Genomic DNA, 15,250 nt, shown 5'->3' on the forward strand with positions numbered 1-15,250 from the left:
GAGAAGGAAAGTAACCGCGGATACTTCAAAGAGAGACTCTGGTTGGTGGAAAGAGTCAAGTCAGAAGCGATGAAAAATGGCCTTGGAGGATTGATTGTCGATAAGTAGGCAATCACGGATGCGCACTACCGTTACAAAGTGCACCAATCTCTAGCACGACTAGACGTTGGGTTGAGGGAAGGGAAACCTTCTAAACAAAAGGTGGTAACACGAGTATTCGTCCTTTTATTAGCAAACGCTGGTAAAAGGACTTTTTTTATACCCAAAATCAAATAGCACCACACACGAAGAATTGGTAAGTACAAAAGCACGTTTTTTCAACAGAGAGCTTCGGTAGCTGAAAAGAAGCATCAAACGACTTTTAGAAAATGGCCAAGGAGTGATTCGTTCCGAGCAGTAGTTTGCAAGGCGACGACGGTAGCGACCGTTATCTGGCTAGAGTATGATCGTACTCGAAAAGGAGCTGTATGTGAGTGCAGCTTAAACTGAGGTGGTAACACGCAAAAAGGCGTCCTCAAACAAGTCACAGGTGACTTGTTTGAGGATGCCTTTTTTTATTGAAAAAGACAAGAACTAGGGGGAAGACGATGATTTCATTAAAAGACATATCAGTAACATTCAATCAACCAAAGAAACCCGCGATCCAAGCGGTCAAAAACGTATCGATCGAGATCGACAAAGGGGACGTTTACGGCATCGTGGGCTACTCAGGCGCTGGGAAAAGTACACTCGTCCGTGTGATCAACTTATTGCAGCGCCCAAGTAGCGGCAGCGTCGTCGTCAATGGTACCGAGCTGACCACGCTTTCTGCGAAAGCCCTGCGAGAAAAACGGAAAACGATCGGAATGATCTTTCAGCACTTCAACTTGATGGACAGCCGCAATGTTTTTGCTAACGTGGATTTCTCCTTAAAATATGGGGGACGGTCCAAACAGGAACGTCATCAAAAAGTAACCGAGCTGTTAGCATTGGTGGGATTGGAAGAAAAAGCCCAAGCGTTTCCTAGCCAACTATCTGGAGGACAAAAACAGCGGGTCGCGATTGCCAGAGCGTTAGCGAATGATCCAGAGATCTTGCTTTGTGATGAAGCAACCAGCGCCCTTGATCCGAAAACGACCTTACAGATATTGGCTTTGTTGAAAAAATTAAATCGAACCCTCGGCTTGACCATCGTGATCATTACTCATGAGATGCAAGTCGTCAAAGAAATCTGCAACAAAGTGGCAGTGATGGAAGACGGCGAAGTCATCGAGCAAGGTTCAAGCGTTCAGATTTTCAGTCAACCAGAAAAACCATTGACCAAAGATTTCATCCGAACGGCGACGCACATCGACCAAGCCTTAGAAACGATCCTTGGCAGTTCGAAGTTTTCTTCCTTGGCACCAAATGAATGGCTGGTGGAGCTGTCCTACGTTGGCGATCAAACCAATGAACCACTGATCGCCCAATTGTACAGCCGCTACAAAGTGACCACCAATATTCTTTACGGCAACGTGGAGATCTTGCAAGAAGTGCCGATCGGCAGCTTAGTCGTTAGCTTATCTGGCGAATATCATCAGCGTAAACATGCCTTAGAATACTTGAAGGCTCAAGGAGTTTACACCAATATTTTAAAAGAAAATCATGCAGAACCATTAAACAATGTGATTAAAGGAGGATTTTAGATGGCTGCCTTATTAGAAAGATATTTTCCCAATGTTGTTGCGATCCAAGATGAATTTGTGACAGCAACGATCCAAACCTTGTATATGGTTTTTTGGACCTCTTTGATTGCGGGCATCTTAGGTATCTTGTTAGGGATCGTCTTGGTAGTAACTCGACCGAATGGGATTTTAGAAAATCGACCGCTCTTTGAATTTCTCGATAAAGTCATCAATGTGGTCCGCTCGATCCCCTTTATTATCTTATTGACGTTACTAGGAACCTTTACCCGATTCCTTGTTGGAACGACCATCGGCGAAACAGCAGCATTGGTTCCTCTGATTGCTGGGATCATCCCCTTCTTTGCTCGGCAGATCGAGATCGCCTTGCTAGAAGTTGACCCCGGTGTCGTAGAAGCAGCTGAAGCGATGGGCACCAGTCCTTTCGGTATCATTTTTCGGGTCTATTTACCAGAAGGCGTGGCGGGAATCATTCGGGTCTCTGCATTGACCGTGATCAATGTGATCGGATTGACCGCCATGGCAGGAGCTGTTGGCGCTGGTGGTTTAGGCAACTTAGCCATCACCCGCGGGTACAACCGATTCCAGACCGATGTCACGATCATGGCGACCTTGATCATCTTGGTATTCGTTTTTATCAGTCAATTTGTCAGCAACCTACTCATTAAACGAGTATCACACTGACCACCACTTACGTACAAATAAAAAATCAAGCAAGTCTATGGAGGAAGCAAAAATGAAAAAAATCGTACAATCAATCGTCTTAGGGGCAGCATTATTATTTATTACAGGATGCGGAAACAATGGCAGTGCCGCAGCCAATGACCAAGAAGAAGTGACGGTGAAATTAGGGGTGATCGGGGCGGACACCGACGTTTGGGATGATGTCAAGGATCGTTTGAAAGACGAAGGCATCAATTTAGAATATGTCCAATTCTCTGATTACAATCAACCCAATGCAGCTTTAGCTGATGGTTCCATCGACCTTAATTCATTCCAACACCAATTTTTCTTGGACAACTATAATGAAGAATTTGGTACTGATCTCGTATCGATCGGCAATACAGTCAATGCGCCATTAGGCATTTATTCCGACAAAGTGACGGATGTCAACGATTTGGCGGAAGGAGCTAAAGTTGCGATCCCTAATGATGTGACCAATGGTGGTCGGGCATTGCTTTTATTACAATCAGCTGGATTGATCAAAGTGGATGAAGCAGCCGGACAAACACCAACGGTCGCGGATATTACAGAAAACCGTTTGAACTTAGAAATTTCAGAACTTGATGCAGCGCAAACCGCCCGGGCACTTTCGGATGTCGATGTTTCGGTCATCAATAGCGGCATGGCGGTGGATGCAGGATTTGTACCAACCGAAGATGCGATCTTTTTAGAGCCTGTTGATGAAACGGCCCGTCCTTACGTCAACATCATTGCCGCCCGTAAAGAAGAGGAAGACAATGAAGTTTACCAAAAAGTGGTCGCTGCTTACCAAACAGAGGATACGAAAAAAGTCATCGAGGAAACGTCAAAAGGATCAAGCGTTCCTGCTTGGGAAACCTTTGGGGCAAAATAAGCACCATGTAATTTGATAAAAAAACTGAAAAAGCATGTATAAAAAGGAGAGATTTGATTATGACAACAGCAACTATTACGAAAGCAGCCATCAAACCATTTATCCAAGAGCGTTTAGCCGCTTATCAAGCCTTGGCATTAGATATCCACAATCACCCAGAAGTCAGCAACTATGAGTTTTATTCAGCCGATGCCCTGATCGCCCAATTAGAAAAAGAAGGCTTTGCTGTTAAAAAGGATGTGGCAGGCCATCGCACCGGCTTTGATGCCCGCTATGTCAGTGGGAAACCGGGTCCGACGATTGCCTTTTTAGCCGAGTATGATGCGTTACCTGGCATCGGTCATGCCTGCGGACACAATCTCTTCGGGACTTATTCCGTCTTAGCTGCCAGTGCTCTGCAACCTTTCATCGATGAGCTAGGCGGGGAGATTCGAGTCTATGGGACGCCAGGAGAAGAAGGTGGAGAAAATGGTTCCGCTAAAGGCAGTTTTGTCCGTGAAGGGTTCTTCGATGATGTCGATGCCGCTCTTTGTGTCCATCCAGCCCATCGCTATGGCAAAACGACGGCTTCATTAGCCAATGATCCAGTGGATATCAAGTTCTATGGTCGGGCTTCCCATGCGGCAGCTGCACCAGAAAAAGGCATCAACGCGTTAGAAGCATTGCTGCAAGTCTTTAACGGGATCAATGGGTTGCGCCTGCACTTACCAAAAGACGTCAATATTCACGGTGTGATCACCGATGGCGGCGTGGCAGCCAATGTCGTGCCAGAATATGCAGCCGGTCGTTTTTATTTACGAGCTGCCAATCGAGCAACCTTGAATGATGTCTACGAGAAAGTCGAAAACATCGTAAAAGGAGCCGCTTTAGCTACGGGAGCGACCTATGAATTTGGTTTGTTCCAAAACTCCGTCGACGATGTGATCGTGACACCAAGTTTTGATGAGATCTTCTTCGCCCATGCCCAAGAAGCGGGCGTACCTGCCGATGAGATCGATACGGAAGCCAAAACAAGCCTTGGTTCGTCTGATGTCGGCAATGTCAGCCAAGTGATTCCAACGATCCAACCCACTGTTTCGATTTCAGATGATTACATTGCGGGGCATTCGGAAGAATTCAAAGCCGCTGCCAAGAGTGAAAAAGGCTTGCAATCGATCGCCATCGCGGCGGAACTTTTAGCGCTGACGGCATTAGACCTTTTTGAGCAGCCAGCGTTATTAGAAAAAATCAAAGCCGATCATCAAGAAAGCCTAGCGAAAGGCAATTAATGCCAAAACCGTGAAGGAAGATAGTCAATAGTATAGAAAAAAAGTCTCTGCCGCAAAATGTCGGTAGAGACTTTTTAGTTAGTCGATGACTAAAATGCCTTCTTTCAATGAAAAAGGATTTTGTTGATTGATATGATCGTAGAACATGACCCCGTTCAAATGATCGATCTCATGCTGAACGACGATCGCAGGATAGTTTTTCAAACGAACTTTTTTCTTTTTACCGTTGATGTCGTAATAGCTGATCGTGATCCGGGCATGGCGTACCACGTAGCCAGGGACTTCCCGGTCCACGGACAGACAGCCTTCGCCTTCACCCAAACAAGCTTCTTGCACGGAATGACTTAAAATTTTGGGGTTGTATAGAACATCTTTAAAATCAGGTTCTGTTTTTTCTGGGTCGCTGCTAGGAACGAGGACCGCTGTGATTCGTTTTGAAATATCTAATTGAGGAGCTGCTAGACCAACGCCGCCTCTTAATTCAAGTTCTTCTGCCTTGACTGGGTCTTGGCTATTTTCTAAAAAGGTCATCATTTCTTTTCCTAGTGCGATATCTTCTTCGCTCAAAGGAAAAGGTACTTCTTTTGCTACTTCACGCAAGGTTGGATTGCCTTCGCGAATAATATCATCCATTGTAATCATTGATGATGTGATTCCTCCTACTATGTAAAAATGACGAAAGCAAGTTTCGTTCCTAATAAAGTGTACCATAAGTGTAGAAAGAAGGGCATAAGAAAGTTTAAACGGTAAAGCTTTCTTATTAAATGAAATGATATTTCTATATTAATGATTTAATTATGAAATATAGTTGCGAATGGGAAAAGAATCAGTTATAATGCTTTTATAGAAAACGGTATCACGAAAGTGACCCATCAAGGAGGCAAAGAGATGTTCGGCTTTTCTGTATTTATGAACGAAGACTTGACGGCAGCAGAACTTGAGCAGATGACTGCGATGGCATCAGGCTTTAAAGGGATTTTCACCTCCATGCACATACCAGAAGATGATCGCAGTACTTATCGGCAGCGTTTGACGGACTTGGGAGGTTTCGCAAAAGACCATCAGCTGTCTTTAATGGTAGATATTTCTGGAAACGCATTAGCAGAAGCGGGCTTTTCCATCGACAATCTGGCGGAACTAAGGGAGATCGGTGTCACTGGTTTACGAATGGATTATGCGATCGACAATCAGCAAATCGCAGCTTTTTCAAAAGAAATGACCATCAGTTTGAATGCCAGTACATTGACGGAAAAAGACATTCGAGAGCTGCAGGCGTATGGAGCCGATTTTACTCGTTTGGAAGCTTGGCACAATTATTACCCCCGACCAGAAACGGGACTGGATGTTGGCTGGTTTCAGGAGAAGAACCGCTGGTTGAAAGCACAAGGCTTTTTCGTCCAAGCCTTTGTTCCAGGGGATGCCAAGAAACGCGGACCGTTATTTCAAGGATTACCCACACTGGAAAGACACCGCAACTGGTCGCCTTTTGCCGCAGCGATCGACTTATTGGCAACTGGCTCAGTCGATGCTGTTTACATTGGCGATGGCATGGTTTCTGAAAAAAGTGCCCAGCAGTTTGCGACGTATCTGCAAGAAGCGCGGATCGTTTTGAGGGTCAAAGATCTTGGTTCCACTTACTTTGAACACGTCTTAGGGAATCACCAAAATCGTTACGATGAAGCTCGGGATGTCTTGCGCAGCGCCGATGCCCGTTTCAATGCCATTCCAGAAGTCAAACCTGAACTTAGTCAAGAGCGGCCAGTGGGGGCTGTGACGATCGATAACCAAGAGTACTTGCGCTATATGGGAGAGATCCAGGTGTGCAAACGACCTTTGCCGGCAGACCCAAAAGTCAACCTCGCCGCTCAGGTGATACCAGCCGATCTGCCGTTGATCCAACAAATCAAAGCAGGGATGCGATTTAAATTAGAAAGAGATGATTCCGATGAATAAAATCAATTTAGACAAATTAACGACCGAACGACGCAATAGCGAAACGAGCAATTTAGATGAAATGACGATTTTAGAAGCGTGTCAAAAAATGAACCAAGAAGATCAAAAAGTTGCCTATGCGGTGGAAAAAGAAATTCCTAGTATTGAAAAAGTGATTGAACAAACCATCGTCGCTTTTAAAAAGGGCGGACGCTTGATTTATCTTGGCGCTGGGACGAGTGGTCGATTAGGCGTCTTGGATGCGGCCGAATGTGTCCCAACCTTTGGGGTATCACCTGAGATGGTGGTCGGTTTGATCGCCGGTGGCGAAGAAGCGATGACGGTCGCTGTCGAAGGAGCAGAAGACTCCTTAACGCTAGGCAAACAAGACCTTATCGATTTGAAGTTGAACCAAAATGATATGGTGATCGGAATCGCTGCCAGTGGCAGAACCCCTTACGTGATCGGGGCGCTTGACTATGCCAATGAGCTCGGTGCCACAACGGCTACGATCGCTTGTAATAAAGATGCGGAGATCTCTCAGCATGCCAGCTTTCCAATCGAGGTCGATTGTGGACCAGAATTTCTTACAGGTTCGACTCGTTTGAAATCAGGGACTGCCCAAAAATTGATTTTGAATATGATTTCGACGTTATCGATGGTAGGGATCGGCAAAGTCTACAATAATTTGATGGTCGACGTGAAAGCGACCAACGAAAAATTGGTGGAACGCTCAAAACGGATCATCATGCAGGCGACTGAAGCTGATTATGAAACAGCCGCCGCGGCATTTGAAGAAGCAGATCAGAATGTCAAATTGGCGATCGTGATGCTGTTGACTGATAGCACGAAAGACGAAGCACAAGCAAAACTTGCCACGGCACAAGGGTTTGTCAAAACGGCGTTAGGAGGAGAAAAGTAATGGCAAAAGAAACACTAACGGTAGAAGAGTTAGCGGAGAAGATTTTTCAAGAAGCCGGCGGAATGGACAACGTAGAAACAGTCAATCACTGTATGACTCGCGTACGAATGACCGTCCGCGACCACGACAAGGTCGATCAACAAGGGTTAAAAGAGATTCCCGGTGTGATGGGTGTGGTCAATGATGAGCAGCTGCAAGTCATTATCGGACCAGGGAAAGTCAACAAAGTAGCCAATGCAATGGTGGCAAAAGCTGGTGTTGATTTAGGGCAAGAGATCCCACCGCAAAAATCAGGCAAAGAGGCGTTATCAGAAAAAACGGCAGAGATGAAAGCAGCCCAAAAAGCCAAACAAAAATCATCGCCATTAAAGTCGCTGCTGAAAGATATTTCTAATATCTTTGTTCCAATGATTCCAGCCTTCGTTGGTGCAGGACTCGTCGCAGGGATCGCTTCTGTTCTGACCAACATGATCACGGCTGGCCGATTAGATGGAGATACTTGGAATTATTATGTCATGATTTTAAACGTCCTCAGAAATGGGATGTTCACCTATTTAGCGATCTTTACTGGGGTCAATGCAGCGCAGGTCTTTAAAGCCAATCCAACCCTTGGTGGCGTGATCGGTTCGATCATCTTGCTGACAGGTATGAACCCAGAAGCCCCGATCCAAAACTTGTTCACTGGCGAAGCTTTAGCTGCCAACCAAGGAGGGATCATCGGTGTGATCTTCGCAGTATGGCTTTTGGCGAAATTAGAGGCAGTGCTGCATCGAGTGATTCCTGAAGCGATCGATATTATCGTGACCCCGACGTTGTGTTTGCTGATCATCGGTTTGACGGAGATTTTCTTGATCATGCCATTGGCAGGTCTGATCTCTGACAGCTTAGTCGGTTCGATCACTTGGGTCTTGAACGTGGGCGGTGCTTTCTCTGGGTTTGTCTTAGGGGCGGCCTTCCTACCAATGGTCATGTTTGGTTTGCATCAAATTTTGACCCCGATCCACATTCAAATGATCGAAGCAACAGGCAGCACGCAATTATTACCGATCTTAGCCATGGCTGGTGCTGGTCAAGTCGGTGCAGCTTTAGCCTTATGGGTACGACTACGTAAAGACAAAGAGCTTTCTGAAATGATCAAAGGCGCATTGCCAGTTGGGATCTTAGGTATCGGCGAACCATTGATCTACGGAGTGACGTTGCCATTAGGTCGACCATTTATCACTGCTTGTATTGGTGGTGGGATCGGTGGTGCGGTCATTGGCGCTTTGACAAATATCGGCGCAACGGCGATTGGACCATCAGGACTAGCTTTGATCCCCTTGATTGCCAACGGCCGTTGGATGGGCTATATTTTCGGCTTGTTAGCAGGCTATGCTGGCGGCTTCGTTGCCACCTACTTCTTTGGGATTCCGAAGGATCGCTTAGAAGCAGTCAAAGAAAGCGAGGCAGAAGAAGCAAAACCAGCTGCAACCGTTACTGTGCAACCGCAACCAAAACAAACGAGTGAAACGGCTGCAAAGGAAACGACAGCAAATCCATCAAAAGAAACGATCGATACCCCTTTATACGCAGTAGCCACAGGCACGACAAAAGTGATCAGTGCATCAAGTGATCCGGTATTTTCGCAAAAAATGATGGGCGACGGGTATTTCGTCTTGCCAGACAATGGTGCGATCTATGCACCAGCAGCAGGAACCGTCACGACGATTTTTCCCACGAAACATGCATTGGGGATCAAGACTGCCAGCGGGCTAGAGATTCTGCTGCACATGGGTGTTGACACCGTCGAATTGCAAGGAGCACCTTTTGAGATCCTGGTGGAGGAAGGCCAAGCCGTGACACCAGCTACCCAAGTTGCCCAAGTCGATTTGGCACAGTTGACGGCTAAAGGCAAAGCTTCTGAGATGCTCGTGATCATCACCAATATGGAGCAAGTAGCCAATATCGAAGGGTTACCAGGAACAGAAACAAAAGCGGGTCAAGCCGTCATGCATGTGGCAACGATAAAATAATGTTAAAACCTCTATCGGATAAAGATAGAGGTTTTTTTTAAGAAGTTACTAAATAGATTGCGAAAAATTTTCCTTTATGTTACAGTTTCGTTACAAAGGGAGTGATCCCATTCGAGGAGGCAATGAGGATGAAAAAAATAATTTGGTTCGGACTAATGACGCTGGCTTTTTCACCACTGATGGTTCATGCAGATGAAACAGCTACGAGTGAAAATGGCAATCAGGCTACCGTTAGCGAGACGCTTTCATCAGAGGAGCAATCAGGAACGGATCAGACACAAGCTGCTGTCCAAGAAAGTACAGTAGAAAATCAAGAGACGGATCAATCCGCTGCTTCAGAAACTACGACTACCGAGAATCAAGAACCAGTCGATTCCGAAGCTGTTATTGCCTCGATCCAAGCAGAGACGGGGACGCAAAACGTCAATGAGATCAACACGTTAGCCGATGAACCTAGTTCGCTGCGTAGCGCCTTAACCCAAGGGATCACTGAAGGCAGTGTGACCGCATTTACCCAAGAACAGTTGGACCAGTTGACAGATGAAGAATTGACCAATGGCAATCGCCTAGCGCTACGTTATTCTAGTGATGCGATGGGCTTTGATATTGCTTACTTGGCAAAAATCATCGGCGCCTTGTTTGTCGATCAGACGTTATCCTGGGAAGCCATTGAGCCGCAACTGGCTTTTGATGCGAATAGCTACGCCAGTTTTGCTGACTTGATTCCTGTCGTGGATCAGTTGCAGGAATATTTAAGGGTCGTCTATCCAGCAGACGGAGTCTTTTTACATTTGAATCAAGCCGTTTCCAACGAATGGATGATTTCAATTTTGACCAATTTGAATCAGATGGAACAAGAGATGCAAGTCGATCCAGGTGCCTTTGTCCCAGGAAGGATCTCTTATATCATTCAAGCGGCAAATGATTCCATGTATCTGCCTACAGGCACGCAAACGAGTACGACTGAAGAAGCGACGGCAACATCGACGACTGCTCAAGAAACAGCGACAACGACTTCTTCGAAAGAGGCCAACGCTACTGCCGATGGTGAAAAAACATTACCTAAAACCAATGAAGCGCCAAGCTATACCTTACTGATCGCAGGTGTTATCCTGCTGCTGATTGTTTTCTTGATTCTATGGCGCCGCAAGAAAAAATGATTGTTATTTATAATCGTCAGAATGAAAAAATAGCAACCTTCGTTTTCCATCAGGGAAACGAAGGTTTTTTGTTTTCAGAAATTTCATTGGTTATTTCTTTTCAAATAACGCCCTTTATAAAAAGACCAGAATCGATTCCTTCATAAAAAAGTCAAATTTAAATTCTTGCATTCTCTGGTGAGGGGTGTATAATGACACAGTGTCATATGACAACGTGTCATATCGAGAGCTGTGATTTATTTTAAATTAGAAAGGAGTTGCTTGTGATGCCGACCGATACATTTTTTCACTTGCCGCCAGAAAAACAAAAGCGCATCTTAAATGCGGCGAAAAAAGAATTCTCAAGACTGCCGCTGAAAGACGCCTCGATCGCCAACATCATCAAAGATGCCGAGATTCCTCGCGGGAGTTTTTACCAATACTTCGAAAACAAAGAAGATCTTTATTACTATTATTTCCATACGTTGAAAAAAAATAGTCAGCGAGATCTGCTGAAATCAATCCAACATGAAAATGGGGATCTATTTGCGGGGTTCGAATGGTACTTTTCACGGATGATCGCCGAAGTTTTTAAAGGCAAAAATGCAAACTTTTACCGCAACTTATTTATGAGTATGGATTATCGTTCCTTCCATAAAGTCGTGCCCGAGATGCAGCACAAGATGCATCAAGAACACAAAGCCGATCGGCAGAAGCAGCAAGCCATCTTTTTGTCAGAAATCGACAAAGATTTATTGAAAGTCAAAGACGACCATGAGTTGAAAATGCTGATCCAGTTGCTGATGCATACCGTCTTTTCGACGATTGCCGAAGCCTATCGCCAATCAGCGTTTGATCCAGACTATGATCCTGCCGAAGCGATCGCTGATTTCAACAGTAAAGTCCGCTGGTTAAGAGAGGGCGCAAAAAAAGAAAGAGGGGAAACCTATGATTAAGCTGATAAAACGCGTATCCGTCATTTCCATCATCATGGCAGTGGTGTTTATGGTGATCCAAGTCGTTTCTGATTTGTATCTACCGACATTGACTTCCAATATTATCAACAATGGGGTGGCGACAGGCGACATTGATTACATTTGGAAAACCGGCTTTTACATGATCGGCTTTTCATTGATCAGTATCATCGCCGCTTTAGGAAATACGTATTTCGCAACAAGAGAATCACAAAAATTAGGACAAAAACTACGTTCGGACATTTACCAAAAAGTTGAGAATTTTTCTTCTCGTTCTTTCGATAAATTCGGGACCGCATCATTGATCACACGGACCACCAACGACGTCAACCAAATTCAAATGGTGACGCAAATGTTTTTACGTATGATGATCAATGCACCGATCACACTGATTGGGGCGAGTTTCTTGGCCTATCAAAAAGATGCCCAATTAACACGAATCTTTTTAGTCGTTATTCCTATCATGCTGGTATTGGTCGGCGGTATTATGTATTTTGCCGTTCCTTTATTCAAAAGTATGCAAAAGAAAACTGACCGTTTGAACTTAGTCTTTCGTGAAGGCTTGACGGGGGTCCGCGTTATTCGAGCATTTGATAAGACGGATTATGAAGCGAATCGCTTTGATGAAGCCAACAAAGATTACACCCACACCGCGATTAAAGTAAATACCATCGTGGCTTTGATGATGCCTTTGATGACGTTGATCATGAGTGGGACGAACATTGCCATCACATGGTTTGGTGGTCATTATATTGCAGAAATGACCTTAGAAGTCGGGAACTTGATTGCGTTTATGACCTATGCAATGCAAATTTTGATCAGCTTTATGATGCTGTCAATGATCTTCGTAATGGTGCCAAGAGCCCAAGCATCGGCTGACCGGATCAACGAAGTCTTAAATGAAGAAGATGAAATTCTCGATCCAAAAACACCAGCGACATTGAGCTTACAAGGGGATCAAGCAACCTTGACCTTTGACCATGTGGCGTATCGCTACCAAGGCGCTGAGAAATTGGCGTTGGAAGATATCGACTTCCAAGCAAAATCTGGTGATTTTGTTGCCATCATCGGTGGGACGGGTTCAGGGAAAACGACCCTAGTCAATCTCTTGCCTCGTTTGTACGATGTGGAGTCTGGTGCAATCAAAATCAATGGGGTCAATATTGCAGAAGTTACCCAGCACAATCTACGAGAAGTCGTGGGCTTTGTTCCACAAAAAGCGGTACTGTTTTCTGGTACCATTCGTGAAAATATGAAATACGGAAAACCTGATGCGACAGACGAAGAAATCTGGCAAGCATTAGAGATCGCCCAAGCCAAAGATTTTGTCTCCGAACTGGCAGATGGCTTAGATAGCCGTGTAGAACAAGGCGGCGGCAACTTCTCTGGTGGACAACGTCAACGTTTAGCGATCGCTCGTGCGTTAGTGAAACAAGCAGATGTCTATGTCTTTGATGATTCCTTCTCCGCACTGGACTTCAAAACCGATGCCAACTTACGTGCAGCGCTGAAACGCGACATGCAAGACAGCATTATGGTCGTGGTTGCCCAACGGGTCAGCACCGTCATGGATGCCGATACGATTTTAGTATTGGATGAAGGACAACTCGTAGGAAAAGGAACCCATGAATCATTAATGGCAGACAATGAAACCTACCAAGAAATCGTTTCTTCACAATTGAGAGAGGAGGATCTTGCATGAGTGAAAAGAAAACAACAACACAACACCGTGGCGGACCAATGGGTGGCGGTCCGGGCCGTAACATCGGTGCCAAAGGACCAAAAGCCAAAAACTTTTGGGGAACGGTCAAACGGCTTTTCGGTTACATGTCGAAACGCTCTATCGCTATCATTGCCGTCTTCGTTTTAGCGATCGCAGCCGTGATCTTCCAAATCCAAACACCGAAAATTTTAGGGGAAGCGACCACTGAAATTTTTAAAGGGGTCATGATCGGTGCACAACAGATGCAAGCCGGCCAACAGGTGACAGAATTTCCTATCGATTTTGAGAAAGTTGGTCAAATCATTTTGATTGCGATCGGCATGTATGTGATTTCAGCCGTCTTCAACTTTCTACAACAGTTTATTATGACTCGTGTCTCGCAACGAACGGTTTATGAGCTGCGTCGTGACTTAGATGAAAAAATGAACCGCTTGCCGATCTCTTACTATGATACTCACTCAAATGGGGATATCATGTCACGGGCGATCAATGATATGGATAATATCGCAAGTACCCTGCAACAAAACTTGACCCAATTTATTACGAGTGTCGTGACCTTTATCGGGGTTTTGTGGATGATGCTGACGATCAGTTGGCAACTGACTTTGGTTGCTTTAGCAACGGTTCCATTAAGCTTGATCGTCGTGATGATCGTCGCACCAAAATCGCAAAAATTCTTTGCGGCACAACAAAAAAGTTTAGGATTGCTCAATGACCAAGTCGAAGAAACTTACGGCGGTCACACAGTTGTCAAAACCTTCAACCATGAAGCCGCCGATCAAGTCGTTTTTGAAGAAGAAAATGACCGTCTGTATTCCGCTGGTTGGAAAGCCCAATTTATTTCAGCGATCATTATGCCTTTGATGAACTTCATTAAAAACTTGGGCTATGTCTTCGTGGCTGTCCTTGGTGGGATCAAAGTGGCGAATGGGAATATGACTTTAGGGGATGTGCAAGCATTCTTGCAATACACCAATCAATTCTCCCAACCGATCACTCAAATCGCTAGCTTGCTAAACACCATCCAATCAACCGTTGCATCTGCCGAACGGGTCTTTGAAGTCTTAGATGAAGAAGAAATGAATGATGAACCTTCTGGTCTGCCAGTGGAAGACAGTGAATACAAAGTTCGTTTCGATCATGTTCAATTTGGTTATGCCCCAGACAAATTATTGATGACCGATTTTAATCTGGATGTCAAAGCTGGTGAGATGGTGGCTATCGTAGGACCTACCGGCGCTGGGAAAACCACGCTGATCAATCTCTTGGAACGTTTTTATGATGTTTCTGGCGGTAGCATTCGTTACGATGGCAAAGATACCCGAGACTTGACTCGTGATGAGTTGCGTAGTAATATCTCGATGGTGCTGCAAGATACGTGGTTGTTTACTGGTTCCATCTATGACAACATTCATTATGGAAATGAAAAAGCAACCAAAGAGCAAGTGATCGCTGCGGCGAAAGCTGCCCATGTGGATGATTTTGTTCGCAAATTGCCAGAAGGCTATGATACGGTCTTGAATGAAGAAGCCAGCAACATCTCCCAAGGTCAACGTCAGCTGATCACGATCGCCCGCGCCTTCTTAGCGGATCCCGACGTTTTGATTTTGGATGAAGCAACTTCTAGTGTCGATACGCGGACGGAAATCTTGATCCAAAAAGCAATGGGTCGTTTGTTAGAAAATCGGACCAGCTTTGTGGTTGCTCACCGTCTCTCTACGATTCGTGATGCTGACAATATTATCGTGATGAATCACGGGTCCATTGTTGAGACTGGAAATCATGAGGAATTGATGGCACAAAACGGTTTCTATGCAGACCTGTATAACAGTCAATTTTCAGAAGAAGTGGCGTGATCCACTGTTTGTAATGAAAGAAATTCTTCCCCAAATGATGATAAACAGACCGCCAAAGGTTGACTGAAAGAAAGCAGTGATTGTCACTGCTTTCTTTTTTTTATGAATTTTTATCGCTTTATTTTAAATATTTATTGCAATTAGCTGGATAAAAATGTATATTAATACATAATTTCGGATAATCCAA

General features: G+C 45.0%; 12 protein-coding genes and 1 other annotated feature (1 of these 13 cut by a window edge). Of the genes, 11 read left to right on the forward strand and 1 reads right to left on the reverse strand.

Annotated elements, in window-relative coordinates:
• Positions 1-228, forward strand: a binding site (T-box leader); it begins 11 nt to the left of the window's first position.
• A gap of 359 nt (positions 229-587) precedes the next feature.
• The 4 genes from IGI82_RS01925 to IGI82_RS01940 are packed head-to-tail and all read left to right on the forward strand — an operon-like array spanning position 588 to position 4,505.
• Entirely contained in the window at positions 588-1,664 is a 1,077-nt protein-coding gene (locus tag IGI82_RS01925) for a methionine ABC transporter ATP-binding protein (RefSeq protein WP_115231637.1), read from the forward strand.
• On the forward strand, positions 1,665-2,345 hold the full coding sequence (locus tag IGI82_RS01930) for a methionine ABC transporter permease (RefSeq protein ID WP_010748680.1): 681 nt from the start codon (positions 1,665-1,667) through the stop codon (positions 2,343-2,345). It begins immediately after the preceding gene.
• Positions 2,346-2,397: 52 nt separating this feature from the next.
• Positions 2,398-3,237, forward strand: a complete 840-nt coding sequence (locus IGI82_RS01935; protein ID WP_005227209.1) for a MetQ/NlpA family ABC transporter substrate-binding protein — start codon at positions 2,398-2,400, stop codon at positions 3,235-3,237.
• Positions 3,238-3,296: 59 nt separating this feature from the next.
• Positions 3,297-4,505, forward strand: a complete 1,209-nt coding sequence (locus IGI82_RS01940; protein ID WP_015508853.1) for a M20 family metallopeptidase — start codon at positions 3,297-3,299, stop codon at positions 4,503-4,505.
• A gap of 78 nt (positions 4,506-4,583) precedes the next feature.
• On the opposite strand, the gene def is transcribed toward IGI82_RS01940, so the two are convergent.
• Positions 4,584-5,147, reverse strand: a complete 564-nt coding sequence (gene def / locus IGI82_RS01945) for a peptide deformylase (protein WP_005227211.1) — start codon at positions 5,145-5,147, stop codon at positions 4,584-4,586.
• A 246-nt stretch (positions 5,148-5,393) separates the two neighbouring features.
• Between def and IGI82_RS01950 the strand changes: the two genes are divergently transcribed.
• The 7 genes from IGI82_RS01950 to IGI82_RS01980 all read left to right on the forward strand — a co-directional run bounded on the left by IGI82_RS01950 (position 5,394) and on the right by IGI82_RS01980 (position 15,063).
• Positions 5,394-6,458 (forward strand): DUF871 domain-containing protein, encoded by a 1,065-nt coding sequence (locus IGI82_RS01950; RefSeq protein ID WP_153882984.1) that lies wholly within the window; start codon positions 5,394-5,396, stop codon positions 6,456-6,458.
• On the forward strand, positions 6,451-7,359 hold the full coding sequence (gene murQ / locus IGI82_RS01955) for an N-acetylmuramic acid 6-phosphate etherase (protein WP_005227213.1): 909 nt from the start codon (positions 6,451-6,453) through the stop codon (positions 7,357-7,359). The genes IGI82_RS01950 and murQ overlap by 8 nt, the downstream gene beginning before the upstream one ends.
• On the forward strand, positions 7,359-9,371 hold the full coding sequence (locus tag IGI82_RS01960) for a glucose PTS transporter subunit IIA (protein ID WP_086339051.1): 2,013 nt from the start codon (positions 7,359-7,361) through the stop codon (positions 9,369-9,371). The genes murQ and IGI82_RS01960 overlap by 1 nt, the downstream gene beginning before the upstream one ends.
• Positions 9,372-9,499: 128 nt before the next feature.
• Entirely contained in the window at positions 9,500-10,531 is a 1,032-nt protein-coding gene (locus IGI82_RS01965) for an LPXTG cell wall anchor domain-containing protein (RefSeq protein ID WP_086339052.1), read from the forward strand.
• 266 nt (positions 10,532-10,797) lie between these two features.
• Positions 10,798-11,466 (forward strand): TetR/AcrR family transcriptional regulator, encoded by a 669-nt coding sequence (locus IGI82_RS01970; protein WP_077453958.1) that lies wholly within the window; start codon positions 10,798-10,800, stop codon positions 11,464-11,466.
• The gene (locus IGI82_RS01975) at positions 11,459-13,186 is read left to right on the forward strand and encodes an ABC transporter ATP-binding protein (protein ID WP_195265398.1); all 1,728 of its coding nucleotides are present in this window, start codon (positions 11,459-11,461) and stop codon (positions 13,184-13,186) included. The genes IGI82_RS01970 and IGI82_RS01975 overlap by 8 nt, the downstream gene beginning before the upstream one ends.
• Entirely contained in the window at positions 13,183-15,063 is a 1,881-nt protein-coding gene (locus IGI82_RS01980) for an ABC transporter ATP-binding protein (protein ID WP_086293873.1), read from the forward strand. The genes IGI82_RS01975 and IGI82_RS01980 overlap by 4 nt, the downstream gene beginning before the upstream one ends.
• Positions 15,064-15,250: the final 187 nt, after the last annotated feature.

Origin of the sequence: Enterococcus sp. AZ067, assembly GCF_051715005.1 — a bacterium.
In the GTDB taxonomy this organism is placed as follows: domain Bacteria; phylum Bacillota; class Bacilli; order Lactobacillales; family Enterococcaceae; genus Enterococcus_D; species Enterococcus_D casseliflavus.